General features: G+C 65.9%; 23 protein-coding genes. 8 read left to right on the top strand and 15 right to left on the bottom strand.

What is annotated here, in order from left to right; all coding sequences use genetic code 11:
- Positions 1-89: 89 nt before the first annotated feature.
- Positions 90-1,058, top strand: a complete 969-nt coding sequence (locus ACWEO2_RS01230) for a 5'-3' exonuclease (protein ID WP_452403483.1) — start codon at positions 90-92, stop codon at positions 1,056-1,058.
- A gap of 191 nt (positions 1,059-1,249) precedes the next feature.
- Here ACWEO2_RS01230 and ACWEO2_RS01225 read toward each other — a convergent pair whose 3' ends face one another.
- The 7 genes from ACWEO2_RS01225 to ACWEO2_RS01195 all read right to left on the bottom strand — a co-directional run bounded on the left by ACWEO2_RS01225 (position 1,250) and on the right by ACWEO2_RS01195 (position 9,484).
- Positions 1,250-1,972: a DUF4333 domain-containing protein gene (locus ACWEO2_RS01225; RefSeq protein ID WP_452403482.1), complete on the bottom strand. Its 723-nt coding sequence runs from the start codon at positions 1,970-1,972 to the stop codon at positions 1,250-1,252.
- 150 nt (positions 1,973-2,122) lie between these two features.
- Positions 2,123-4,822, bottom strand: coding sequence for a DEAD/DEAH box helicase (locus ACWEO2_RS01220; protein WP_452403481.1), 2,700 nt, complete (start codon positions 4,820-4,822; stop codon positions 2,123-2,125).
- A 2-nt stretch (positions 4,823-4,824) separates the two neighbouring features.
- Positions 4,825-5,778: a twin-arginine translocase subunit TatC gene (gene tatC, locus ACWEO2_RS01215; protein WP_452403480.1), complete on the bottom strand. Its 954-nt coding sequence runs from the start codon at positions 5,776-5,778 to the stop codon at positions 4,825-4,827.
- Between the two features lie 103 nt (positions 5,779-5,881).
- Positions 5,882-6,154: a Sec-independent protein translocase subunit TatA gene (gene tatA / locus ACWEO2_RS01210; RefSeq protein WP_354957970.1), complete on the bottom strand. Its 273-nt coding sequence runs from the start codon at positions 6,152-6,154 to the stop codon at positions 5,882-5,884.
- Positions 6,155-6,357: 203 nt separating this feature from the next.
- Positions 6,358-7,392 carry a 2-dehydropantoate 2-reductase gene (locus tag ACWEO2_RS01205; protein WP_452403698.1) on the bottom strand — a complete coding sequence of 345 codons (1,035 nt, stop codon included), beginning with the start codon at positions 7,390-7,392 and terminating at the stop codon, positions 6,358-6,360.
- A 30-nt stretch (positions 7,393-7,422) separates the two neighbouring features.
- Positions 7,423-8,409, bottom strand: coding sequence for a helix-turn-helix transcriptional regulator (locus ACWEO2_RS01200; protein WP_355178984.1), 987 nt, complete (start codon positions 8,407-8,409; stop codon positions 7,423-7,425).
- Positions 8,410-8,488: 79 nt separating this feature from the next.
- Positions 8,489-9,484 carry a helix-turn-helix transcriptional regulator gene (locus tag ACWEO2_RS01195; RefSeq protein WP_452403479.1) on the bottom strand — a complete coding sequence of 332 codons (996 nt, stop codon included), beginning with the start codon at positions 9,482-9,484 and terminating at the stop codon, positions 8,489-8,491.
- A gap of 88 nt (positions 9,485-9,572) precedes the next feature.
- Here ACWEO2_RS01195 and ACWEO2_RS01190 point away from each other — a divergent pair, with 88 nt between their 5' ends.
- Entirely contained in the window at positions 9,573-9,869 is a 297-nt protein-coding gene (locus ACWEO2_RS01190) for a thiamine-binding protein (RefSeq protein ID WP_433723223.1), read from the top strand.
- 40 nt (positions 9,870-9,909) lie between these two features.
- Here ACWEO2_RS01190 and pafA read toward each other — a convergent pair whose 3' ends face one another.
- From pafA to dop, 5 genes are all read right to left on the bottom strand, one after another.
- Entirely contained in the window at positions 9,910-11,268 is a 1,359-nt protein-coding gene (gene pafA / locus ACWEO2_RS01185; protein ID WP_354957974.1) for a Pup--protein ligase, read from the bottom strand.
- 175 nt (positions 11,269-11,443) lie between these two features.
- On the bottom strand, positions 11,444-12,244 hold the full coding sequence (gene prcA, locus ACWEO2_RS01180; protein ID WP_452403478.1) for a proteasome subunit alpha: 801 nt from the start codon (positions 12,242-12,244) through the stop codon (positions 11,444-11,446).
- Entirely contained in the window at positions 12,241-13,107 is an 867-nt protein-coding gene (gene prcB / locus ACWEO2_RS01175; protein WP_452403477.1) for a proteasome subunit beta, read from the bottom strand. Before prcB ends, prcA begins: the two co-directional genes overlap by 4 nt.
- Positions 13,104-13,298, bottom strand: a complete 195-nt coding sequence (locus ACWEO2_RS01170; RefSeq protein WP_014351559.1) for a ubiquitin-like protein Pup — start codon at positions 13,296-13,298, stop codon at positions 13,104-13,106. The genes prcB and ACWEO2_RS01170 overlap by 4 nt, the downstream gene beginning before the upstream one ends.
- A gap of 316 nt (positions 13,299-13,614) precedes the next feature.
- Positions 13,615-15,114 (bottom strand): depupylase/deamidase Dop, encoded by a 1,500-nt coding sequence (dop, locus tag ACWEO2_RS01165; RefSeq protein WP_354957977.1) that lies wholly within the window; start codon positions 15,112-15,114, stop codon positions 13,615-13,617.
- 138 nt (positions 15,115-15,252) lie between these two features.
- Here dop and ACWEO2_RS01160 point away from each other — a divergent pair, with 138 nt between their 5' ends.
- The 3 genes from ACWEO2_RS01160 to ACWEO2_RS01150 all read left to right on the top strand — a co-directional run bounded on the left by ACWEO2_RS01160 (position 15,253) and on the right by ACWEO2_RS01150 (position 17,945).
- Positions 15,253-16,461, top strand: a complete 1,209-nt coding sequence (locus tag ACWEO2_RS01160) for a DUF418 domain-containing protein (protein ID WP_452403476.1) — start codon at positions 15,253-15,255, stop codon at positions 16,459-16,461.
- A gap of 220 nt (positions 16,462-16,681) precedes the next feature.
- On the top strand, positions 16,682-17,398 hold the full coding sequence (locus tag ACWEO2_RS01155; RefSeq protein ID WP_452403475.1) for a hypothetical protein: 717 nt from the start codon (positions 16,682-16,684) through the stop codon (positions 17,396-17,398).
- A 19-nt stretch (positions 17,399-17,417) separates the two neighbouring features.
- A complete protein-coding gene (locus ACWEO2_RS01150) occupies positions 17,418-17,945 on the top strand; it encodes an NUDIX hydrolase (protein ID WP_452403474.1) in 528 nt (175 codons plus the stop codon).
- Here ACWEO2_RS01150 and ACWEO2_RS01145 read toward each other — a convergent pair whose 3' ends face one another.
- Positions 17,946-18,560, bottom strand: coding sequence for a TetR/AcrR family transcriptional regulator (locus tag ACWEO2_RS01145; RefSeq protein ID WP_452403473.1), 615 nt, complete (start codon positions 18,558-18,560; stop codon positions 17,946-17,948). It abuts the gene before it with no gap.
- Positions 18,561-18,622: 62 nt separating this feature from the next.
- Between ACWEO2_RS01145 and ACWEO2_RS01140 the strand changes: the two genes are divergently transcribed.
- The gene (locus ACWEO2_RS01140) at positions 18,623-19,210 is read left to right on the top strand and encodes an alpha/beta fold hydrolase (protein WP_452403472.1); all 588 of its coding nucleotides are present in this window, start codon (positions 18,623-18,625) and stop codon (positions 19,208-19,210) included.
- Complete coding sequence (locus tag ACWEO2_RS01135; protein ID WP_452403471.1) at positions 19,207-19,464, top strand: hypothetical protein; 258 nt, start codon at positions 19,207-19,209, stop codon at positions 19,462-19,464. The genes ACWEO2_RS01140 and ACWEO2_RS01135 overlap by 4 nt, the downstream gene beginning before the upstream one ends.
- Positions 19,465-19,735: 271 nt before the next feature.
- On the opposite strand, the gene ACWEO2_RS01130 is transcribed toward ACWEO2_RS01135, so the two are convergent.
- On the bottom strand, positions 19,736-20,605 hold the full coding sequence (locus tag ACWEO2_RS01130) for an alpha/beta fold hydrolase (protein WP_452403470.1): 870 nt from the start codon (positions 20,603-20,605) through the stop codon (positions 19,736-19,738).
- 45 nt (positions 20,606-20,650) lie between these two features.
- Here ACWEO2_RS01130 and ACWEO2_RS01125 point away from each other — a divergent pair, with 45 nt between their 5' ends.
- Entirely contained in the window at positions 20,651-21,427 is a 777-nt protein-coding gene (locus ACWEO2_RS01125; protein WP_452403469.1) for a helix-turn-helix domain-containing protein, read from the top strand.
- A gap of 12 nt (positions 21,428-21,439) precedes the next feature.
- Here ACWEO2_RS01125 and glnA read toward each other — a convergent pair whose 3' ends face one another.
- Positions 21,440-22,873 carry a type I glutamate--ammonia ligase gene (gene glnA / locus ACWEO2_RS01120; protein ID WP_452403697.1) on the bottom strand — a complete coding sequence of 478 codons (1,434 nt, stop codon included), beginning with the start codon at positions 22,871-22,873 and terminating at the stop codon, positions 21,440-21,442.
- Positions 22,874-23,132: the final 259 nt, after the last annotated feature.

Raw genomic sequence — 23,132 nt, 5'->3', positions numbered from 1 at the left:
ACCGCCGACGTTACCCGCCACCCCGATCACGCCGGACGCGAACGCCGATCGCATCAGGGTTGTCGGATCGGGCAGGTAGCCTCAGCGGCGTGAACGCTACGTCCGGTGGGCCCCTGCTGTTGCTCGATGGCGCGAGCCTGTGGTTCCGCGCATTCCACGCGATTCCGGAGAAGATCACCGCACCCGACGGCCGCTCGGTGAATGCGCTGCGCGGCTTCACCGACATGGTGGCCTCGCTGATCACCAAGCACAGGCCGAGCAGGGTGGTCGTATGCCTGGATCTGGAATGGCGACCCGCCTTTCGGGTAGCGCTGGTGCCGACCTACAAAACCCACCGCCTCGACACAGCGGCCGATGCCGCACCCGGCGCCGAGGATGTGCCGGACACACTGACCCCACAGGTCGAGATGATCCTCGACGTCCTCGCCGCGGCCGGGATCGCCACCGGCGGCGCGGCCGGTCTGGAGGCCGATGACGTGCTCGGCACCCTGGCCACCCGCGAGCGCACCGATCCCGTGGTGGTCGTCAGCGGGGACCGCGATCTGCTCCAGCTCGTCCGCGATGAACCGGCACCCCCGGTCCGCGTGCTCTACGCCGGACGCGGCCTGGCCAAGGCCGAACTGTTCGGCCCCGCCGAGGTATCCGCGAAATACGGTGTGCCACTGGAGAATGCGGGCCCGGCCTACGCGGATATGGCGACCCTGCGTGGCGACTCCTCCGACGGTCTGCCGGGCGTGGCCGGTATCGGTGAGAAGTCCGCCGCGACCCTGATCTGCCGATTCGGCTCGCTCGATGCGCTCACCGCCGCCGTCGCGGATCCGACCTCTGACCTGGCCCAGGGCGTCCGCGCCAAATTACGAGCCGCCGAGGCCTATTTGAAGGCCGCCGCGCCGGTCACCCGCGTGGTGCGCGACGCCGATGTGGAACTGTCCCGCCCCGACACTCTCCCCATTACCCCCGCCGATCCGGATCGCCTGCGCGAACTGGCCACCGCCTACAACGCCGAAAGCCCGATCACTCGGCTGATCATGGCACTGACTGCCGCGCGCTCGGCGTGACCGCCAGGCCACCGCACCGGTGGTCACACATAAGAATTAGGGCCCCACATGCCCGGTAACGACCTCGCAGAGGTTGCAGCTTGTGCGAGGCGTTTACAGCATGTGCATCAGCAGAGCCCACTGAAGGTTTGAGCAGCGGGGCCGCCCCACCGGCACCCGCTCGCCAACCTGTCGGCCGCAGGCTCGAACCGTCAGTTCGGGCGGCCGACCTCGTAGGTGCCGTCGTCCTTGGTGATCTTGACGGTGACCTTCTTCTGCTCGCCGCTGACCTTCAGATCACAGGTGAACGTCGCGTCGACCTTGACCTGCTGACCGGACGGGCAGGACACATCGGCGACGTCCTGGATCCCGTAGGAATCCGAGAGCACCTTCTTGACACCATCCTGGACGGCGGCCTGATCGAGTTCGTCCTTGCTGGTCAGCACGAGCACCAGCACCACGATGGCACCGATCACGGCGACCGCGAGCACACCCAGGCCGATGAACAGGCCCTTGCTCTTGCCACCACTGCTGGGCTGCGGCGCCTGCTGCTGCCATGGCTGCTGCTGGCCCTGCTGCCATGGCTGCTGGACCTGCTGCGCCGACCAGTCCTGCGTCGGCTGCTGACCCCACTGCGGCTGACTCGGCTGACCGGGCTGAGGCTGACCCCACTGCGGCTGACTCGGCTGACTGGGCTGGGGGGGCTGACCCCACTGTGGCTGACTCGGCTGGCTCTGCGGGTTCGGCTGACCCCAAGGCTGCTGCTGCGCGTTCGGATCCCCCCACTGCTGGGTCGGCTGCGCCGCGGGCGTAGCACCCCACTGCTGAGTAGGCCCGGCTGCACCGGGTGCCTGCTGTCCGCCCCATTGCTGGGTGGGATCGTTGCGTCCCTCATTGGGACCAGGGGCGTCGTTCGGTCCGTACGGGCCGCTCATCTAGTTGCCTCCACTCGCATCGTTATACACACGGTAGCCCCCCGCGTGAGACTCGTCGCACAACAGGACCAATCCGGTATGAGGCGCGATCCTGTCCGACTCCTCCGCCACGGTCGGTACGCGAAAGAAATCAAATCACAATCGAATCGGCTACGCGGCGTCCACGGCTACGACACCCCGTCGGATCGCCCGGACGGCTTTGGCCGCGGTCGCCGCGATCTCCACATCGTCTGCGGTCCCGTGGATCTGATCGAGCAGATCGATCACCTGTCGGCACCACCGCACGAAATCACCCGCCGACAGTGGCGTGTTCTGATCACCGCTGGCCAGCAACGAATCGGCCAACCCATCGCCGCGCGCCCATTTATAAACACCGGTCACAAAACCGAGGTCCGGTTCGCGGGTCGGCGGCAGCTTGTGCCGCGACTCATCGGAGCGCAACTCGCTCCACACACCGACGGTCACACCGACCGCACGCCGGATCGGCTCGGTCGGCCCGCTGGCGCCGAGATATCCACCCTCCTGGCGGGATTCGTACACCAGGATGGAGACCACGGCGGCCAATTCGGCCGGTCCGAGCCCGCGCCAGAGTCCCTGCCGCAGGCATTCGGCGACCAGCAGATCGCTTTCGGCGTAGATCCGCGCCAACCGGCGACCCTCCGAGGTCACCTCGCCCTCGTGTACGAAGCCACGCTCCTCCAGCAGGCCGAGGATTCGATCGAAGGTGCGCGCCAGCGAATTGGTGGTCGCGGCAACCTTCTGGCGCATCGTCTCGGTCTCGCGCAGCAGCCGGTTGTAGCGCTCGCCGACCCGGCTCATCTGCTCGCGATCGGGTCGGGTGTGCGCCGGATGCGAACGCAGACTGCGTCGCAGCGTCGACAGTTCGCGGTCATCGCCCGCCTTCGACCGATCGCCGCGCCGCTGCCGCCCCGGCGCCGAGATCCCGGTACTGCGCAATGCCGATGCCAGATCCCGCCGGGTGCGCGCGGTCCGGTGATCGATCTTGCGCGGCAACCGCATATGCCCCAATGTCTTCGCGGGCACCGGGAAATCGGCGACCGACACCCGCCCAGCCCATTTGTCCTCGGTGAGCACCAACGGCCGCGGATCTCCAGGCGTGGCATCGGGTTCCAGGATCACCGCGAGCCCGGCTCGCCGCCCGGACGGAATCGCCACCACATCCCCGCGCCGCAGCGATACCAGCGCATCGACCGCGGCACCGCGCCGATCCGCGCGACCCTGCTGTTCGATCTGACGTTCCCGCTGCTTGATCCGCTCCCGCAGCGAAATATATTCCAGGAAGCCGCCGTCCTCGCCGCCGAGCTGATCGCGCAACTTGCGCAACTGCCCCTCATTGCGTTCGATGCCACGCACCAGCCCTACCACCGACCGGTCCGCCTGGAACTGTGCAAAGGACCGTTCGAGCAGCGCACGCGACTCGTCTGCGCCCATCCGGTCGATCAGGTTGATGGACATGTTGTAGCCGGGGCGGAACGAACTGCGCAGCGGGTAGGTCCGCGTCGAGGCCAGACCGGCGACCGCACTGGTGTCGACCTCCGGCTGCCACAGCACCACCGCATGGCCCTCGACATCGATGCCACGGCGCCCGGCACGGCCCGTGAGCTGGGTGTATTCCCCTGGCGTCAGCTCGGCGTGTGATTCGCCATTGAACTTCACCAACCGCTCGAGCACCACCGTGCGCGCGGGCATATTGATGCCCAATGCCAGTGTCTCGGTAGCGAATACGGCCCGCACCAGACCGCGCACGAACAGTTCCTCGACGGTATGCCGGAACGCGGGCAGCATGCCCGCGTGATGCGCGGCCAGCCCGCGGTGCAGCGCCTCGCGCCACTCCCAGTATCCGAGCACCTCGAGATCACCCTTGGGCAGATCCCCGGTGTGCTTCTCGATGATCGCGTCGATCTCTTCGGCCTCGTCCGCCCTGCTGAGATCCAGCCGCGAACGCAGGCACTGCGCGAGCGCACCGTCGCATCCGGCCCGGCTGAAGATGAAGGTGATGGCGGGCAGCAGCCCTTCCTCATCCAGTTTGGCCAGCACCTCCGGCCGTGGCAGCGGCCGGAAACTGCGGTTCCCGCCGCGACCGCCGCGCGGTCCGCCCCAGCCGTTCATCCGGTCGGCGGCCTCGCGATGGCGGATATAGCGGACGAGATCCTCGTCGACGAGCACCTTCTGCTCGCTGGAATTGGTGTCGAACAGGTCGAACATCCGCCGCCCGACCATCACGTGCTGCCACAGCGGCACCGGACGGGTCTCATCGACCACCACCGCGGTATCGCCGCGCACGGTCTCCATCCACGCGCCGAACTCCTCGGCATTGCTGACCGTCGCCGACAGGCTGACCAGCCGCACATCCGGCGGCAGATGCAGGATGACCTCCTCCCACACCGCACCACGGAACCGGTCGGCGAGGTAGTGCACCTCATCCATCACCACATACGACAGTCCGCGCAACGCGTCCGAGGAGGCGTAGAGCATATTGCGCAGCACCTCGGTGGTCATCACGACCACCGGCGCGTCCGGATTGATGGACTGGTCCCCGGTGAGCAATCCGACCTGGTCGCGTCCGTGCCGCTCGGTCAGATCGGCGAACTTCTGATTCGACAGCGCCTTGATCGGCGTGGTGTAGAAACACTTTCCGCCCGCGGCCAGCGCGAGGTGCACCGCAAATTCGCCGACGACGGTCTTACCCGCGCCGGTCGGGGCACAGACCAGTACACTGTGCCCACCCTCGAGGGCCACACAGGCATTGCGCTGGAAGGGGTCCAACCCGAAAGTCAGCTCGGCGGAGAACTTGGCCAGCTCGCCCGCCTGCGACAGGTGATATGTCACCGTCAGAGGGTATCGGAGTAGTCCGACATGGGGCGCGCCGATTTCTCGGCCGGATCCATGATCGACTCGGCCGCGCTGATCGGCTCGGGTCCGGCGATCGAGGAGGCCTCCTCATCCGAGAGCGCCGCCAGGGCTTCGGCCTCCCGGCGCGCGCGGCGCCGGTCGTTGATCCGGGAGAACTGGATGGCGACCTCGAACAGCACCGTCAGCGCGAAGGCCAGCGCGAGCATCGAGAACGGATCCTGCGGGGTCACGATCGCGGCAAAGACGAAGAGCCCGAACACGATTCCGCGCCGCCACTTGGCGAGCTTCTCGTACTTGAGCAACCCGACCAGGTTCAATCCGACTACCAGCAGCGGGATTTCGAAGCTGACACCGAAGATCACCAGCAGATTGATGATGAAGCTGAAGTACTGCGAACCGCTCAGGGCCGTGATCTGCGCATTGTTGCCGATATTGAGCAGGAAGCTCAACGCATGCGCGACAACCCAATACGCCAGTACGGCACCGGTCGCGAACAGCGCACTGCCCGAGGTGACGAACCCGACCGCGTACTTGCGTTCCTTCGCGTACAGGCCCGGCGTGATGAACGCCCAGATCTGATACAGCCATACCGGGGCGGCGAGCACGACACCCGCGGTCATGCCGACCTTCAACCGCAGCATGAACTGTTCGAACGGCGCGGTCGCCAACAGGCGGCAGGCGCCGTCGGCGGTCAACACGGCCCGCGACGAGGCGGGCAGCGAACAGTACGGTCCGGTCAGCACCGATCCGAGGCTTTCGATGCCGAAGATCGTATGCGCGTACCAGAAGAAGCCGAACAGCGTGGTGACGACGACCGCGGCGATCGAAATCAGCAGCCGACGACGCAGCTCCTGCAGATGCTCGACCAACGACATGGTGCCGTCGGGATTCGTCCTGCGCTTACTGCGCCGGGGATCGAACGGGATTCGCATGGTGGTGTGTTGGCCCCTGGGGTCGAAGGTGCCCGCGGCGGTCGGCGGGCAACAGCACTACACCCGGAGCGAGTTCGCACTCACCCCGGCGGCAACGCTGGGCTCAGAGCGATTTCGGCTGTGCCTGGGGCTCTGCTTGCGGCTGGGTCACCGTCGGCTGGACGACCGGAGCCTGCGGAAGCTCGGCGGCCGGTTGCTGGGCCGGTGCTGCACTCGCCTGTGCGCTGCTCTCGTTCTGCATCTGGCTGACTTCGCTCTTGAAGATGCGCAGCGAGCGGCCCAGGCTACGGGCAGCATCGGGCATACGCTTCGCGCCGAAGAACATCACGAAGACCGCGGCGATGATCAGCCAGTGCCAGATGCTCAGACTGCCCATAATTAACCTCCAAAGAATGTGGTAGCTCTGATGCTACCGGACTATGACATGGGAGAACTCCGGCGTTGATGTGCGTTTACTCCCCCGTCTCCCCGAGCCTTTTTGCCGGTCGTAGGTGCCTCGACAGCACCGTCGCGGACCGGCGGTGGAATGGTCCGCTCAGTGCTGGGCGAACCCGACGAGTTACCCATGTGCTCACGAAATCAGTCGTTCCTTGGGTCAGCCGCCGCGCGCAGCTGATCCAGCAATTCCGGTCCGGTCCAGGTGCGCCGGTCGCCGTGTTCGGCGGCCACGATCAGTTCGATAAGGCGCTGGTTCACCGGTGTCGGCAGTCCGACCATCGCCCCGAGGCTCACGATCTCCCCGCACAACCAGGAGATTTCGGTCTTACGCCCGAGCGCGAGGTCATCGGCCATGGACGAGCGGGCCTCCGGATCAACGGCGAGGACCTTGGCGGCGACCCGGCGGAAGATCGCGTCCGGAACGGTGAGCACCCGGGCCATCAACTCCGGCGGCAGCGGTGTCAGCCGGGCCGGGCGAATACGCGCCCGCTTCATCGCGGCGAGCGCCTCGCCCTGGGTCAGGGCCAGGCAGCGGCGATAGTCGCGGTCGGCCAGCTCCTCCCGCAAGGGGCGACCCGACAGCGCATTGATGGGGTTGTTGAGGTTGAGCAGCAGCTTCGCCCATTGCACCGGTAGCAGGTCCGGATGGCGACGCAACGTCAGACCGGCCCGCGCGAAGACGTCGGTGAACGCGGCGAGCGCCGGATCGTCCGCCACCGCGAGCCCGCCGTCGGTGCCTCGATGGAATCGGCCCTCGGACTGGTGCACGACATTGAACATCACCATGCCCGCCAGCACCACGCAGGTGGGCAGGACCTCGCGGATCACCGCATCGTTGCCGATCCCGTTCTGCAGGCTCAGCACCACGGTGCCGGGACGGATCTTGCCATCGAGATCGCGCACGGCCGTCGCGGTCGCCGCCGACTTCACCGTTACCAGCACCAAGTCGGCGGATCCGGCATCCTCGGGGGTGGTCGCGACCCGGACCGCATCCCCGGCCACCGAGACATCGCCGCCGTCCAGATCGGTGAGCCGCAGCCCGGACGCGCTGATCTCGTCCACTGCCCGCTGCCGACCGACGAAGGTCACATCGGCCCCGGCCGCCGCGAGCTTCCCGCCGACGAACGATCCGATGCTGCCGGCGCCGAGGACCAGCACCCGAGCGGGCACCATCATGTCACTCACGCCGATCCAGCCTCCGTGCGTTCATCTGGTCTCCAGGAAGCCGGCCGCCTCATAGGCGGCAAGGGCGGCATTCGAGCGCTCACGTACCGCGGCGATCAATTCCGGCGGACCGAGCACGGTGACTCCGGAACCGAAGCCGAGCAGCAGCCGCGCCATCCAGTCCAGGGTTGCGAAACGCATGGTCGCCTCGATGCTGCCGTCCGGATGCACCGCCATCCGGTGCATCGGATACTGGTCGAGTACCCAGCCGTAGTCGCCGCGAATACGCAAGCGCGCCAATGGAACCGCGGGATCGTCCTGGAACAGGTCGAGCGCCGCGGACTCTTCGGTCGCATGGCTCGGCGGACGGGCGGGCTCATCGAGTTCGGTGGCCGCCTCGATCCGGTCGAAACGGAACAGCCGCACTCCCTCGGCCTGCCTGCACCAGGCCTGCAAATAGCTGTTGTTGTCCACTAGGACAATACGAATGGGATCGACGACACGTTCGGAGACCACATCGCGACTCGCCGAGTAATAGACCAGCCGCAGCGCACGCTGGCGGGCCAGCGCGGAACGCACCGTCGCAACGGCCGGTGCCTCGGTCGGCGGCAGTTGCTCGCGGGATTCGGCGTCATCGATGGTCTTGCCGCCGACAATGGCGGATTCGAGTTTGGCGATCGCCGCATGCGCCGCGGTCGGATCGACCATGCCCGGCATGTCCACGATCGACCGGAGCGCCACCAGTAGCGCGGTCGCCTCGGTGGAGGTCAGGCGCAGCGGGCGGTCGATACCCGCCGAGAAGGTGACCTCGATACTCTCCTCGGAGAACGACAGGTCGATCAGATCGCCGGGACCATAGCCGGGCAGACCGCACATCCACAGCTGGTTGAGATCGCTCATCAACTGCTTGGTCGTAACCCCCAGGTCGGCCGCGGCCTCGGCGGCGCTGATGCCCGGATTGGCGATGAAGTACGGAATCATGTTCAGCAGCCGCGAGAGCCGAACCGAGAGCCGACTGCGCTCACTCATGACTGCACCTCGCCGGCGCTCGGCTCCGTCATCAGCGAAGGATGCTCGGCTGTGCTCATCGTTCGCTCGCTGCGCTCGCTCATGCGGTGACCTCCGTATGGTCGAACACCGAACGCAGGCGCTCGACCACATCCGCGCGCAGTTCCGGTGGTGCCAGCACCACGGCGTCGGGTCCGAGCCCGGTGATCAAGCGCGCCAACCAGTCTCGGGATCGGATCGGGAGTTCGACGACAACACCGGTGCGGTCGCCGATGGACCGCTGCTCCAGTATCGGTCCGAGCCTGCGGATTTCGCGTCCGTGGCCATCGGCCACCCACACCGTCGCGGTGCCACTGACCGGGGCGCTGCCGGTGACCGTGCCGACGATCTCCCGCAGGTCGACGCCCTCGGGCTTGCCGACCGCATTCGGCGGGCCATAGGCGGTCACATCGTCGCCGATGCGCGATAGCCGGAAGCTGCGGATCGCCTCCCGGTTCCGATCGTGCCCGACCAGATACCAGCGGCCGTTATGGGTCACCACGCCCCAGGGCTCGACATCGCGCATGACGTAGGGCTCGTTGATCGCACCCCGATGTTCGAAGCGCACCGCCTGACCGGCGTCGATGGCGGCGAGCAGTTTGCCGAGCACCGCATCCGATCCGCGGGTGCGCGCTGGAACCGCGGGCACCGACGCCACCGCGGCATCGGTCTCCACATGAATCCCGGCCGCGCGCAATTTCAACAGCGCGCCCTCGGCCGCAGCGGCCAGTTCCGGCGACTCCCACATCTGCACCGCGACCGCGACCGCCGCCGCTTCCTCACTGGTCAGATCGATCTCGGGCAGCTCATAGGCATCCCGGTTGATCCGGTAGCCCTCCACTGTCGAATATCGGCTCACCTGCCCGACCTCCAGGGGAATGCCCAGGTCACGCAGTTCGTTCTTATCCCGCTCGAACATTCGACTGAACGCTTCGTCGCTGGCCGAATCCTCGTACCCCGCGACGCTGTCCCGAATCCGCTCCGCGGTCAGGAATTGCCGGGTCGACAACAGCGCGATGACCAGATTCATCAGCCGCTCGACCTTGGATATCGCCACTCGACACAGGGTAATCGGCCCGCCGCCACGACCGCGCGTCGGCGCGCGATTCCCCCCATTCCGGTTACCGCGCCGCCATCATGGACTCATGATCATCGCGTTCTCTGTGACACCACTGGGTGATGGTGTCGATGTCGGCCGCGCCGTCGCCGAAGCGGTCCGAGTGGTGCGAGCCAGCGGCCTCCCGAACCGCACCGACGCCATGTTCACCACCATCGAGGGTGAATGGGACGAGGTGATGGCCGTGGTCAAGTCCGCCACCGATGCCATCCTCGCCGTGGCACCGCGCTGCAGTCTCGTGCTCAAGGCCGATATCCGCCCGGGTGTCACGGGCGCGATCACCTCGAAGGTGGAGACCGTCGAGCGCTATCTGGCGCAGGGCTAGCCGCGCCCGTGCCTGCCCCACCTGGGTACGGCCGAACCGCCTACATCGAGGCGATCAAGCGATCCACCCGCTCGTCGACCGAGCGGAACGGGTCCTTGCACAGCACCGTTCGTTGCGCTTGGTCGTTGAGCTTGAGGTGCACCCAGTCGACCGTGAAGTCGCGGCCCGCCTCCTGAGCCGCGGTGATGAAGTCACCGCGGAGTTTGGCGCGGGTGGTCTGCGGTGGGGTGTCCACCGCGGCGTCGACAGCATCGTCCTCGGTGACGCGCTTGGCCAGGCCCTTGCGCTGTAGCAGGTCGAAGACGCCGCGACCGCGCTTGATGTCGTGGTAGGCCAGATCCAGCTGGGCGATCTTGGGGTCGGACAGCTCCATGCCGTAGCGGTCCTGGTAGCGCTGGAAGAGTTTGCGCTTGATCACCCAGTCCACCTCGGTATCGACCTTGGCGAAGTCCTGTGCCTCGACCGCGTCCAGGGTGCGGCCCCACAGGTCGACAACCTGGTCGATATTCGGGTCGCGGTCCCGGTTGCGCAGGTGCTCGACGGCGCGGGCGTAGTACTCGCGCTGGATTTCGAGTGCGCTGGCCTGCCGTCCACCGGCGAGCCGGACCGGACGACGGCCGGTCAGGTCATGGCTGACCTCGCGGATAGCGCGGATCGGATTGTCCAGGGCGAAATCGCGGAACGAGACGCCCGCCTCGATCATCTCCAGCACCAGTGCCGCGGTGCCGACCTTGAGCATGGTGGTGGTCTCGGACATATTCGAATCGCCGACGATGACGTGCAGGCGGCGGTACTTCTCCGCATCCGCGTGCGGCTCGTCGCGGGTATTGATGATGGGCCGCGAGCGGGTGGTCGCCGAGGAGACGCCCTCCCAGATGTGCTCGGCGCGCTGCGAGAGGCAGAAGGTGGCGGCCTTCGGCGTCTGGAGCACCTTGCCCGCGCCGCAGATCAGCTGGCGGGTGACCAGGAACGGCAGCAATACGTCCGAAATGCGGGAGAACTCCCCAGCACGCACAACAAGGAAGTTCTCGTGGCAGCCGTAGGAGTTGCCCGCGGAGTCCGTGTTGTTTTTGAACAGGTAGATATCGCCGCCGATGCCTTCCTCCGCGAGGCGCTGTTCGGCGTCGATCAGCAATTCCTCCAGCACGCGCTCACCGGCCCGGTCGTGGGTGACCAGCTGCGCCAAGTTGTCGCACTCTGCGGTGGCGTACTCCGGATGCGACCCGACATCGAGGTAGAGCCGAGCACCGTTGCGGAGGAACACGTTAGAGCTACGGCCCCAGGAAACTACCCGGCGGAACAAATACCGGGCCACCTCGTCGGGGCTGAGCCGACGGTGTCCGTGGAAGGTGCACGTCACACCGAATTCGGTCTCGATCCCCATGATTCGTCGCTGCACACTATCGACATTACAGCCATGTCATGCACTCGCGTGGGGCTGCGGACAACCCCGATGCATACGTCTTCACAACAATTTCGCACGTGAGCGAAACGTTCAACCGAAAACCATCGCCCATGACAAAGGCCCTCCCGATAAATCGAGAGGGCCTTCGCAGTCGCACGAACCCGGTGAACTACTCCGACTTCGGAGCGTCCTTCGACTCCTCCTCGGCCTCGGCCGCGGCCGTCGCTGCCGCCGCCTTGGCCTTACTGCCCGACTTACCGCTGGTCAGCAACTGCTCCAAGGTCGGACCGGCGACCCGCCGGAAGGCACGCCGCGGCCGGGCCTGCTCCAGGGTGGCGACCTCGAGTGAGCTCACGCCCAGGACGCGCTTGTCCTTGTCCGCGGTGCCCTCGGGCACTCCCGCCTGTAGCGCCTTGACCGCCACGGCGACGGCATTGGCCAGGTCGAGGCCGGACTTGTAGGACGCCTTCAACGCGGTCAGGATCGGCTCGGTCGTGCCGCCCATCACCACGTATTCGCGCTCGTCCACGATCGAACCGTCGAAGGTGATCCGGTACAGCACCGATTCCGGTGACTGCTCCGGATAGCCCACCTCGGCCACGCAGATCTCGACCTCGTAGGGCTTGAGCTGATCGGTGAAGATCGTGCCGAGAGTTTGCGCGTAGGCGTTGGCCAGTCCGCGACCGGTGACATCGCGCCGGTCGTACTGGTAGCCCTTCAGGTCGGCCTGCAGGATGCCGCCGCGGCGCAGTGCCTCGAACTCGTTGTACTTGCCGACGGCCGCGAACCCGACCCGGTCGTACAGCTCACTCACCTTGTGCAGCGTTGCCGACGGATTCTCCGCGACGAACAGCACACCCTTGTCGTAGGTCAGCACGATCACACTGCGACCGCGGGCGATACCCTTGCGCGCGAGTTCGGTCTTATCGCGCATGATCTGTTCGGCCGACGCGTAATACGGCAGTGTCATGCTGAGGCACTCCCCTCTTCCGCGGCCTCGCGATCGGCGACGATCGCCCGCGTGATCTCCTCCAACCGTGATTCGGTCACCTCATCGGCGCCCTCATCGTTGATCGCGATCGCCGTCGGGTAGATGCCGCGCACCAGATCCGGACCGCCGGTGGCGGTATCGTCGTCGGCCGCGTCGAACAGCGATTCGACGGCGATCCGCAACGCGCGGTCCTCATCGATTCCCTTGGCGTACAGCTTCTTCAACGACGATTTCGCGAACATCGAACCCGAGCCGACCGCGGTATAGCCGAACCGCTCCTCGCTGCGCCCGCCGACCACGTCGTAGGACACGATGCGACCCGCCTTATCCGGATCGGTGGCGTGCTGGTCGTAGCCGACCAGCACCGGAACCACCGCAAGACCCTGGAGTGCGGCAGGGAGGTTGTCGCGGACCATCTTCGACAGCTTGTTGGCCTTGCCGTCGAAGGTCAGCGAGACGCCCTCGATCTTCTCGTAGTACTCCAACTCCACCGCGAACAACCGCACCATCTCGATGGCCATACCCGCGGTGCCCGCGATACCGGCCGCCGAATAGGTGTCAGTGATGTAGACCTTCTCGATATCCCTGCTGGCCAACAGGTTTCCCTGGGTGGCCCGCCGGTCACCGGCGATCAGCACGCCGCCGCGGAACGAGACCGCCACGATGGTGGTTCCATGCGGAGCCAGATCCTTCGCGGCGGTGCCACCGGAAGTTCCGGTGGCACCCTCGATCGCGCCGAATCGGTTGGCTGGCAACAGTTCCGGTGCGTGCATGCGCAGGTGCTCGGTGAACGACGAGAGAGCGTGCCCCGGGTGGAGACGCAAGGGGTCACCTGCTGTCACTGGCCGCCCTTCTGCACATACGCGCGAACGAAGTCTTCCGCGTTCTCCTCGAGCACATCATCGATCTCATCGAGCAGGTCGTCGGTGTCCTCCGCCAGTTTCTCGCGGCGCTCCTGACCGGCGGCGTCGACGCCCTCCGGGCCCTCGTCCTCGTCGCCGCCCCCGGCGCGCTTGGTCTGCTCTTGTGCCATGGCAGCCGACCTCCTCTGTCCTCATCATGACCAGGGCTCCATTCTGAGCACGACCCTGATCATGAGCAATGTCCGTGCCCGTATCTCAACACTACCCAGCCATACCGACACTGTGCTCTGTTATCGCCCGCGCGGGCGCGGCGTGTTCGCGGCCCCTTCGCCTCGCGTCCGAGCCGTCGAGACTCGCGCCTACGGCGCATGCGCTTCGAGGACTCCGACATGAGACGGACTGCGAACTCCTCGCCCGTAAGACTCGCTCCGTGCTGCGTATGTTCCGCGATACTCGTTGCTACCTGGGCTTATTCGCCCATCTGGGCTAGGTGGTGAGCTGTTCGACCAACTCAGCGGCGGTATGCACTCCGTCGAGCAGCTTGCCGACGTGTGCCTTGGTGCCGCGGCGCGGTTCCAGGGTCGGGATGCGCACCAGAGAATCGCCACCAAGGTCGAAGATCACAGAATCCCAGCTGGCGGCGGCGATATCGGCACCGAATCGACGCAGACATTCGCCCCGGAAGTAGGCGCGGGTGTCGGTCGGCGGCTTGGTCATCGCGTCGAGGACCTGCTGTTCGTTGATCAGGCGCTTCATCGACCCGCGCGCGACCAGGCGGTTGTAGAGCCCCTTGTCCAGGCGCACATCGGAGTACTGCAGGTCCATCAGGTGCAGCTTGGGCGCGGCCCAGCTCAGGCCCTCACGCTTGCGCATGCCCTCGAGCAGGCGCAGTTTGGCGGGCCAGTCGAGCAGGTTGGCGCATTCCATCGGATCGCGTTCGAGCAGGTCGAGCACCATGGCCCAGTTCTCCAGGATGTCCTTGACGCGCTCGTCGTCGTTACCGCTGCGGGCCACGAACTTCTCCACCCGGTCCAGGTAGATGCGCTGCAACGCGAGTCCGGTGAGTTCGCGGCCGTCGGTGAGCGCCACCGTCGCGCGCAGGGTCGGATCGTGGCTGATCTGGTGCACCGCGGTGACCGGGCGGGCCAGCTGCAGATCCGACAGATCCTCGCCCGCTTCGATCAGGTCGAGCACCAGCGCGGTGGTGCCGACCTTGAGGTAGGTCGACATTTCGGCGAGGTTGGCGTCGCCGATGATGACGTGCAGCCGGCGGTATTTGTCCGCGTCGGCGTGCGGTTCGTCGCGGGTATTGATGATGCCGCGCTTGAGTGTGGTCTCCAGGCCGACCTCGACCTCGATGTAGTCGGCGCGCTGGGACAGCTGGAATCCGGCGTGGTCACCGGACTGGCCGATGCCGACCCGACCGGAGCCGCAGATCACCTGACGGGAGACGAAGAACGGGGTGAGGCCGACGATGATCTGGTTGAACGGGGTATCGCGGCTCATCAGGTAGTTCTCATGGGTGCCGTAGGAGGCGCCCTTGCCGTCGACATTGTTCTTGTACAGCTGAAGCCGCGGCGCGCCGGGCACGCTGGAGGCGTGCCGGGCCGCCGCCTCCATGACGCGTTCGCCCGCCTTGTCCCAGATGACCGCCTCCAGCGGGTCGGTGACCTCCGGCGCGGAGTACTCCGGGTGGGCGTGGTCGACGTAGAGCCGGGCACCGTTGGTGAGGATCATATTGGCCGCGCCGACCTCGTCGGCGTCGATCACCGGGGCCGGACCGTTCATCCGGCTCAGGTCGAAACCGCGGGCATCGCGTAGCGGCGACTCCACCTCGTAATCCCAGCGCGTGCGCTTCGCGCGCGGCACACCCTCGGCGGCCGCATAGGCGAGAACCGCTTGGGTGGAGGTCAGGATCGGGTTGGCGGACGGCTCGGTGGGGGTGGATATGCCGTATTCGACCTCGATGCCGATGATGCGCTGCATACGTCGAGCCTAGGCGACGCGAGCTCGCCGTCTGTCGGGACCGGCGGCATCGGCGATCGACGGTGGACCGCAATGTCATACCAAGGGTGGTACTTCCGGAGGATACGTGCAGGCCGCGACGGCCCGGATATTCGGAGCATGACCGATTCGATCGTCGAAACCACCGGGCGCAATCGCAAGCCGGACGAGCCGATCACCACCACACCGACGGCCTCGGCGCGGCTGGTCGCCCTGGACGTGCTGCGTGGCATCGCGATCCTGGGCACGCTCGGCACCAATATCTGGATCCTCACCAATGCCGAGGGCCTGGTCGGGTACCTCGACGAACTGGGCGGCTCGACAACCGGCTGGATGTGGGCCGAGCGGGTACTGCAGCAATTGACGCAGGGCAAATTCCTCGGGCTGCTCACCATCATGTTCGGCATCGGCCTGGCCATCCAGCAGGGTTCCGCGGTGCGCGGCGGACGGCGCTGGCCCGGTAGTTATCCGTGGCGGGCCGGGCTGCTGTTCCTCGACGGTGTGCTGAATTTCGTCTTCGTCGCGGAGTTCGACGTGCTGATGGGGTATGCGGTCACCGGACTTGTCGTCGCCTTCATCCTCGCGACAAGTGAACGCGCGCAACGTCGTTGGCTGGTCATCGTGGCGGGTCTGCATATCGCGATGCTCACCCTCATCGGGATCGCGATGGCCTTTGCCGATCAGCAGGATTCGACGCGACGCGACGCGGTGGACCCGAATCCCTATGCGGACGGGTCGTTCTGGGATCTGGTGCTGTTCCGGCTCGAGCATGCGGGCATGTTCCGCTTCGAGCCGATCTTCATCTTCCCGATGTCGATCGCGCTGTTCCTCGCCGGTGCGCGGTTGTTCCGGGCCGGAGTGTTCCGGCCGGAGGGCGCACGCCTGCGCCGCCGACTCATGATCGTCGGTTTCGCGATCGCCGCGCCGATCGATCTGGCGGTTGGCGTGCTCGGCGGTGATCTGGTGTTGCTGACCAGGTATGGCAGCGCACCGTTCGTCGCCTTCGGCCTGCTCGCGTCGGTCGCCGAGTTCTACCTGCGCCGTCCGCGCGTCGGATTCGTCGGCAGGCGGCTCACCGAGGTCGGCCGTACCGCGTTGAGCTGCTATATCCTGCAGAATCTCGTCGCTTCGATCCTGTGCTACGGCTGGGGCTTCGGGCTGGCCGCGCACGTGTCCGCCGATGCCAGGGTGCCGTTCACGGTGGGTATCTACCTGACGGTCGCGCTGATCATCGTGACCGCCGCACACCTGTGGCTGCGCCGGTTCGAGCGCGGTCCGGTCGAGTGGATGTGGAATCTGAGCTATCGAGCGTTGGCCCGCGAACGCTGAGTCAACCCCGCGCTGATATATAACGCCGCAGCTCGAGGAACGGAAATCCGGAAAATGGCGGCCGTATGCGGCCGAGCGCGCGCCGGAAGGAACACGAGTACAGGACTACTCGTGTTCTTTTCGCGTGGGTGCCGGATTCTGACGCTGCGTCACCAAAACTGGGTCGGCGTATCGATTTCAGTTGTATCGGAGGTGCGTCGTGTCGGAACCGGCCCGAGCAATGAGTAAGGACCACGCATTCGCCGAGCTCGAACGACTCGCGAGCGAGGACCTGATCCGCTTCGACGGGCACGGATCACCGGCCCTGGTCGGATTCGCCGGATTCGACCCGCACTCGGGGCGGCACCAACCCGGTGGTCTCGCCGGGGTGATCATCCGCCGCGGCAACACCCCGGCCACTCCCAAGTACCTGGATCCGCGAAATGCGTTGGCGCTGGTGCGATTCTGCCGTTTCCTCGCCGCCAACTTCGGCGTCACCGAGCTGTCGGCGCTCGGGATGGACGGCGGCGGAAGGTATCTGGACGGCACCCCGCGCGTCGACTGTCACGGCCAGGGCCGCGCCATGGATTTCGCCGGGGTCACCATGCCGGTCGGTGATGTATCGCGCAGGATCACCGTGGCGTCGCACTGGGGCACGGTCGAGACCGCCGTGACACCCGGTGGCAGCTGGCCCGGCGGCACCCAGATGCGCTATCGACTCGACGAACCCGATGCAAGTCCGCTCGGCGACCCGGACGGCGATCTCTTCGTCGCCGACTTCTTCCGCAGCGTCTACGATTTCGCGGCCAGTGAATGGCAGGACTGCTCCGACAGTCCCGATCCCGCGTGCGCCATCTCCACCATCGGCGATCCGAGTTTCATCCGGCATCCCGACCATCCCGGCACCCGCTCCGTCGACCACATCCACTGCCAGATCGGCAAGTCGGGAACCGAGTGAGTGGACTAGCGTCGACGGTGTGACGCTGGCCGACCGATATCCGTTGCTGCACACGCCGACCCGCTGGGAATGGGGCGGTCTGGACGTCCGGTTCTCCACCGATCTGCCGCCCGACGAACTCGTCACCAATATCCATGTCATCTGCTTCGTCGGCACCGATATCGTGCTGTGCCGCGACGATCGCGATATCTGGATCGTGCCCGGCGGCACCCGGGAAGCGGGTGAATCGATCGACGACTGCGTGCGCCGCGAACTCATGGAGGAGGCCGGTGCCCGCCCGAACGGACCGGTGCGCTCGTTCGGAGCCCACCACACGACCACCGATCGCCCTGCGCCGCATTATCCTTGGCAACCGCATCCGCACAAGGCATGGCTGTGGTGTACGGCGGATGTGGTGCTGGATTCCGCGCCGACCAATCCCGATGATGCGGAGAACATTCTCGAGGTCGGCACATTCGCGCCCGATGAAGCAATGCGCCGGTCCCGAAGCGACGGCGACCATATGGCCGAATTGATCGCCCTCGCAATCGAATTCCATCGAACATGATCACTCCGGTGCGCGAAATCCACTGAGCAGCCTGGCGATATCGGCCGAGGCGTGCTCCGGCCGCAGCGGTGCGTGTTCGACGAGCAGGCGGTACCAGAACGGCCCGAAGATCAGGTCGGTGGCGTATTCCACATCCAGGTCGGCGGCGAGCTCACCGCGCGTGACACCGCGGTTCAGTATGCGAACCACGACGTCTCGCCGGGTCTGCACCCAGGCTCGGAACGGCTCGGCGAAGTCCGGGTCCAGCTGGGCCTGGGCCATCAGCCCGCGCAAAGCCTTGACCCGCAACGGATAGTCGACGACTCCGTAGAGCGCCTCGAGGAAGACCGTCAGGTCCCGCTCGGCCGATCCGGTGTCCGGGTCCGGCATGCGCGCGGTGACCGCGGCGCCTTGGGCATCCATCACCAGGGTCGCCTTCGACTTCCACCAGCGGTAGATCGTGCTCTTGGCGACGCCCGACCGGGCCGCGACACCTTCGATCGTCACCTTGCCGAAGCCCTGCTCCTCCAGCAACTCGGCTGCTGCCCGCAGCACCGCATCGCGCGCGGACCGGCTGCGAATCCGCCCGCCGGTGCGCGGCGCCGCGCTGTCGTCCGCATCACTTCCGCTGGCCATGCCGATCAGTGTATCGTTTGCAAAACGCTACGTAGCGTTTCGATTCAGGAGTGGAGTTACCAATGAGTGCGATCGTCGTCAGCCATGGCCTCGGAGCTCGCAGCGACAGTGTGTGGTTCCCCTACTTCGCGGCGGAGTTGGCCGCACATGGGCATGCGGTGACGATCCCGAATCTGCCCGAACCCGAAGCGCCCCGGCTGGATTCGTGGCGCAAGACCTTCGCCGAGGCGGCGGCAGCGGCGGGTCCGGCGCGCGATACCGTGCTGGTCGGCCACAGCATCGGCGGCGTCAATGTGCTGCGGATGCTCGAACAGCACGATCTCGCCGCGGCCGGGCAATTCGCCGGGGTAGTCCTGGTATCCACCGCTGCGCACGAGGTCGGCTATGACCTGCTGGCCGAATTCTTCGACGGACCGTTCGACTGGACGCGCATCCGCGGCGCGGCGCGTGAGTTCCGGGTGCTGGCGGCCGCCGACGATCCGGTCAACGTGCCCGATCCGGTCGCACATGTCGGACTGCTGGTCCGCGGATTGGCAGCCAGCGCGGTGCTCACCGCCACCGGTAGCCACCTGGGCAACTATCCCGACGATCACATCGAATTGCCCGAGGCCGTTCGGCTGGTCGACGAAATCCTGGCGGCCACCAAATGACTCAGCAGCAGACGAACGAAAACCCCGGTCCTGCTACGCATTCCGTAGGGCCGGTCAAATGGAAACTGTGGCTGCTGACGGTAGTCGGGATCTACCCACTGCTCACCGTTCTGGTGACGGCTACCGGCCCATTGCTCGAGCCGCTGGCGCCGCCGCTACGGCTGGCGATCATCGTTCCGATCGCCGTCGCGGCCATGGTGTGGGTCGTGATGCCGTTCCTCACCCGCCGCTGCGCGCGGTGGCTGACGCGATGACAACGGGTTCCGCACAGCCCTCGTCGCACCTCCCGCTGTAGCGGAACCCCGACGGATCGGGCACGTCGAGACCGCGGTGGCCTGGGTGAAATCAGGTTGCGCCACATGAACTTTCGGATGTCGTGTACGAGATGACGCACCGAGGTTCGGCTACGACCGGGTCCGCGACACTACGACCTCACCGTGCCAGCGGATCGTGAACCAGCACACGAGTATTCGGGGCCCGCACTGCTGGACGCCCCTGGCACGGAGGTTCCAGTAGAAGTCACCCTCAGCGGATGGCCGGGCGCAGGAGCCAGGCCTGCAATGCCGCGGTGACCTCGTCGGGGCGTTCTTCCATGATGAAATGGCTGCCGTCGATGCGGACGAGCGTGGCGTACGGGATGCGGTCGGCGAGTTCCTCGGCGGTGCGCATGGGGATGGCCGGATCGCGGTCGCCCCAGATCACGGTCGTCGGGCAGTCGATGGCATCGAGTCCGGCGGCCAATTCCGGCCGGATCCGGGCGCGGTAGCCGGACCAGAAGTGCGCGTACCAGCGGCGGCCCGCGGCAGTATTCAGGAAAGCGAGGTACCGGTCCAATTGAGCGGTGTCGAAGGACCCGTTGCGCACGTAGCTTGCGAGACCCATGCGATGCACCCAGCGGATCGGTCGCGCGGTGAGCAGCGCACGCAGCAGTGCAGTGCGTGCAAACACCGTCAGCAATCCGAACAAAATGTAGTACGGCAGCGTAAAAACGCCATGGGCCCGCGAATTCAGAATCGCGAAGCGGCGCACCCGTTCCGGATGACGCTGCACAAAACCCGATCCGAGAAAGCCGCCGTAGTCGTGACAGGCCAGGTCGACGCGATCCAGGCCGAGGGCATCCAGCATGCGGCCGATACGTTCGACCTCGCTGTCATAGTCACAACTGAGCGCCTCATCCCGGTCGGAGGCACCCCATCCGAGCCAGTCCGGCACGATGACCCGGCGCGATAAGGCGAGCGGCCCGATCTGGTGTCGCCACGCGGCGTGGCTTTCCGGCCAGCCGTGCAGTAGCACGAGCGGATCACCCTGCCCGATATCGACATAGCGCAGCCGCGCACCGTCGACTGTCACCTCCCGCAGTTCGAAGCTCGACTCCGCTTCGCTATCCAGCTTCATCCTTGATCTCCTGTCTGTCCTGCGTCTTTGGGTATCGTCGCGGATATGACGCGGTCGGCACTTCCAGAAACGTGCGCTCTCGACACGGCGATCACTCCGGCGCGGCTGTGGCTACGGCTCGGGCACGCGATCTACATCGGGCCCGGGATGGCCCTTGGGGCGCACTCCACCGCGATCGCCAGTCTCGGGGTGGGACTGGACGGCCCATTCCGCGTCCGCGTCACCGACGCTCCGGATATCAGCGCCCGCAGTTTTCTGTTCCGCGCCCGGGTCACCCACCACGTCCTGGATACCGACGTCCCCAAGCTCTTCTGCTTCTTCGACCCGACCTCGACCAGCATGGCCCGCTGCCTCGGCGGCATGCGGCGCACCGTCAATGGATACCGCACCGACCACCGGCACGAGGCCGAGTTGATCGAACTGTGCGCCGATCCGGCACCGGATATCGACCGGCTACTCGACCTGGCCAGCATCCCGGTCCCCACCATCCGCGATCCCCGCATCGCCGCCGTCGCCGAGGCCATCCGCGCCGATCCGACCCAACAGCAGCGTGCCGCCGAAAAGGCAAGTGCCGCAGGACTATCCACGTCCTACTTCCTGCGCACCTTTGCCGAACAGACCGGCACCAGCTTCCGCCGCTATGTGCAATGGGCGCGGATGCTCCGCGTTGCCAAGGCCTATGCCGCGGGCCATGACCTCACCCGAGCCGCCGTCGACGCAGGCTTCGCCTCCCCGTCACATTTCAGCGACACCTTCCGCGCCATGTTCGGCCTCACCCCCACCGCCTTCACCACCATCAATGGCGAACTGCATATCGACTGATCCGGTACGGGCCTATACGTCGAAATAGAGTTCGAATTCGTAGGGGTGCGGACGAACGTTGATTTCGGCGATCTCGTTGTCGCGCTTGAGCCGGATCCAGGTTTGGATGAGGTCGTCGGTGAAGACATCGCCTTCGGTGAGGTAGTCGTTATCGGCTTCCAGACGGTCGATGACGCTGTCGAGGCTGGGTGGGGTTTGGGTGACCTCGGCGGACTCCTCGGGAGTGAGTTCGTAGAGATCCTTATCGATCGGCGCGGCGGGTTCGATCTTGCGGCGAATACCGTCCAGACCGGCCATCATCATGGCGGCGAAGGACAGGTAGGGATTTCCGGAAGAATCGGGGCAGCGGAATTCGAGGCGCTTGGCCTTCGGATTGGCACCGGTAACCGGAATGCGGACGGCCGCCGAGCGATTGCGCTGGCTGTAGACGAGATTGACCGGGGCCTCGAAGCCCGGAACCAGGCGCTTATAGGAGTTCACGGTCGGGTTGGTGAAGGCGAGCAATGACGACGCGTGGCGTAGCAGGCCGCCGATATAATGCCGGGCCAGATCGGACAGACCCGCATAGCCCGACTCGTCGTAGAACAGCGGCGTTCCGTCCAGCCACAGGGACTGGTGCACGTGCATACCGGAACCGTTATCGCCGAACAGCGGTTTGGGCATGAAGGTGACGGTCTTGCCCTCGGCCCACGCGGTGTTCTTGATGATGTACTTGTACAGCTGCAGATCATCGGCGGCGGCCAGCAGGGTGTTGAATTTGTAGTTGATCTCGGCCTGGCCCGCGGTGCCGACCTCATGGTGCCCCTTCTCCAATTCGAAGCCCGCGTTCTGCAGATTGGTGCACATCCGATCGCGCACGTCGACGTCGGCGTCGTAGGGAGCCACCGGGAAATAGCCGCCCTTGGCGCGCACCTTGTAGCCGCGGTTGATCGAGCCGTCCGGATTGTATTTGGCACCGGTGTTCCAGTCGGCGGAGGAAGAATCCACCTCGTAGAAGGCACCGTTCATCTTTGTGTCGTAGCGCACGGCATCGAAGATGTAGAACTCCGCTTCCGGGCCGAAATAGGCGGTATCGGCGATGCCGGTGCTCTTCAGATACTCCTCGGCCTTGCGCGCGATATTGCGCGGATCACGGCTATAGGCCTCATGGGTATGCGGATCGTGGACGAAGCAGTTCAGATTCAATGTCTTCGCGGCACGGAACGGATCCAATTGCGCGGTGCGCAGGTCCGGCAGCAGCAACATATCCGATTCGTGGATCGACTGGAAGCCGCGCACCGACGAACCGTCGAAGGCGATCCCGTTATCGACCAGATCCGCACCGAACGCTACGGCCGGAATCGAAAAATGTTGCTGTACACCGGGAACGTCGCAGAATCGAATATCGACGTATTCGACTTCTTCGGCGCAGATATATTCCAGCACTCCCTCGGTGGTTGCAGTCAAGGCTGCTCGCTCTTCCAGCACGGCTCGCTCCTCGCTCTCGCGGCGCAGGTTTTTCTATCCGCGGATGGCGAGGCGACCGTCCCATCACAACCGGACCCGTTCACGGGGTCACGGCAGGTCCTGCTCGCCGAGTCTCACGATACGACTTCGGCATCGGCGGCGGACCCGAATCCAGGCGAGAAGCAGACCGATCCGGCGTGTCCGCAACTCCGGTACGGCCCAGGTCACCGCCGTATCGACCGATAATCTCGCCGAGAAC

The sequence above is a fragment of the Nocardia sp. NPDC004278 genome (assembly GCF_053602975.1).
This window is presented reverse-complemented; position numbering and strand designations above follow the sequence as displayed.

What these genes read in the sequence shown, in the direction of transcription:
- ACWEO2_RS01225 (WP_452403482.1), bottom strand. Translation starts at nt 1,972, where the DNA reads ATGAGCGGCCCGTACGGACCGAACGACGCCCCTGGTCCCAATGAGGGA.
- tatC (WP_452403480.1), bottom strand. Translation starts at nt 5,778, where the DNA reads ATGCGAATCCCGTTCGATCCCCGGCGCAGTAAGCGCAGGACGAATCCC.
- tatA (WP_354957970.1), bottom strand. Translation starts at nt 6,154, where the DNA reads ATGGGCAGTCTGAGCATCTGGCACTGGCTGATCATCGCCGCGGTCTTC.
- ACWEO2_RS01205 (WP_452403698.1), bottom strand. Translation starts at nt 7,392, where the DNA reads ATGATGGTGCCCGCTCGGGTGCTGGTCCTCGGCGCCGGCAGCATCGGA.
- ACWEO2_RS01200 (WP_355178984.1), bottom strand. Translation starts at nt 8,409, where the DNA reads ATGAGTGAGCGCAGTCGGCTCTCGGTTCGGCTCTCGCGGCTGCTGAAC.
- ACWEO2_RS01190 (WP_433723223.1), top strand. Translation starts at nt 9,573, where the DNA reads ATGATCATCGCGTTCTCTGTGACACCACTGGGTGATGGTGTCGATGTC.
- prcA (WP_452403478.1), bottom strand. Translation starts at nt 12,244, where the DNA reads ATGACACTGCCGTATTACGCGTCGGCCGAACAGATCATGCGCGATAAG.
- ACWEO2_RS01170 (WP_014351559.1), bottom strand. Translation starts at nt 13,298, where the DNA reads ATGGCACAAGAGCAGACCAAGCGCGCCGGGGGCGGCGACGAGGACGAG.
- dop (WP_354957977.1), bottom strand. Translation starts at nt 15,114, where the DNA reads ATGCAGCGCATCATCGGCATCGAGGTCGAATACGGCATATCCACCCCC.
- ACWEO2_RS01160 (WP_452403476.1), top strand. Translation starts at nt 15,253, where the DNA reads ATGACCGATTCGATCGTCGAAACCACCGGGCGCAATCGCAAGCCGGAC.
- ACWEO2_RS01155 (WP_452403475.1), top strand. Translation starts at nt 16,682, where the DNA reads ATGAGTAAGGACCACGCATTCGCCGAGCTCGAACGACTCGCGAGCGAG.
- ACWEO2_RS01145 (WP_452403473.1), bottom strand. Translation starts at nt 18,560, where the DNA reads ATGGCCAGCGGAAGTGATGCGGACGACAGCGCGGCGCCGCGCACCGGC.
- ACWEO2_RS01140 (WP_452403472.1), top strand. Translation starts at nt 18,623, where the DNA reads ATGAGTGCGATCGTCGTCAGCCATGGCCTCGGAGCTCGCAGCGACAGT.
- ACWEO2_RS01135 (WP_452403471.1), top strand. Translation starts at nt 19,207, where the DNA reads ATGACTCAGCAGCAGACGAACGAAAACCCCGGTCCTGCTACGCATTCC.
- ACWEO2_RS01130 (WP_452403470.1), bottom strand. Translation starts at nt 20,605, where the DNA reads ATGAAGCTGGATAGCGAAGCGGAGTCGAGCTTCGAACTGCGGGAGGTG.
- ACWEO2_RS01125 (WP_452403469.1), top strand. Translation starts at nt 20,651, where the DNA reads ATGACGCGGTCGGCACTTCCAGAAACGTGCGCTCTCGACACGGCGATC.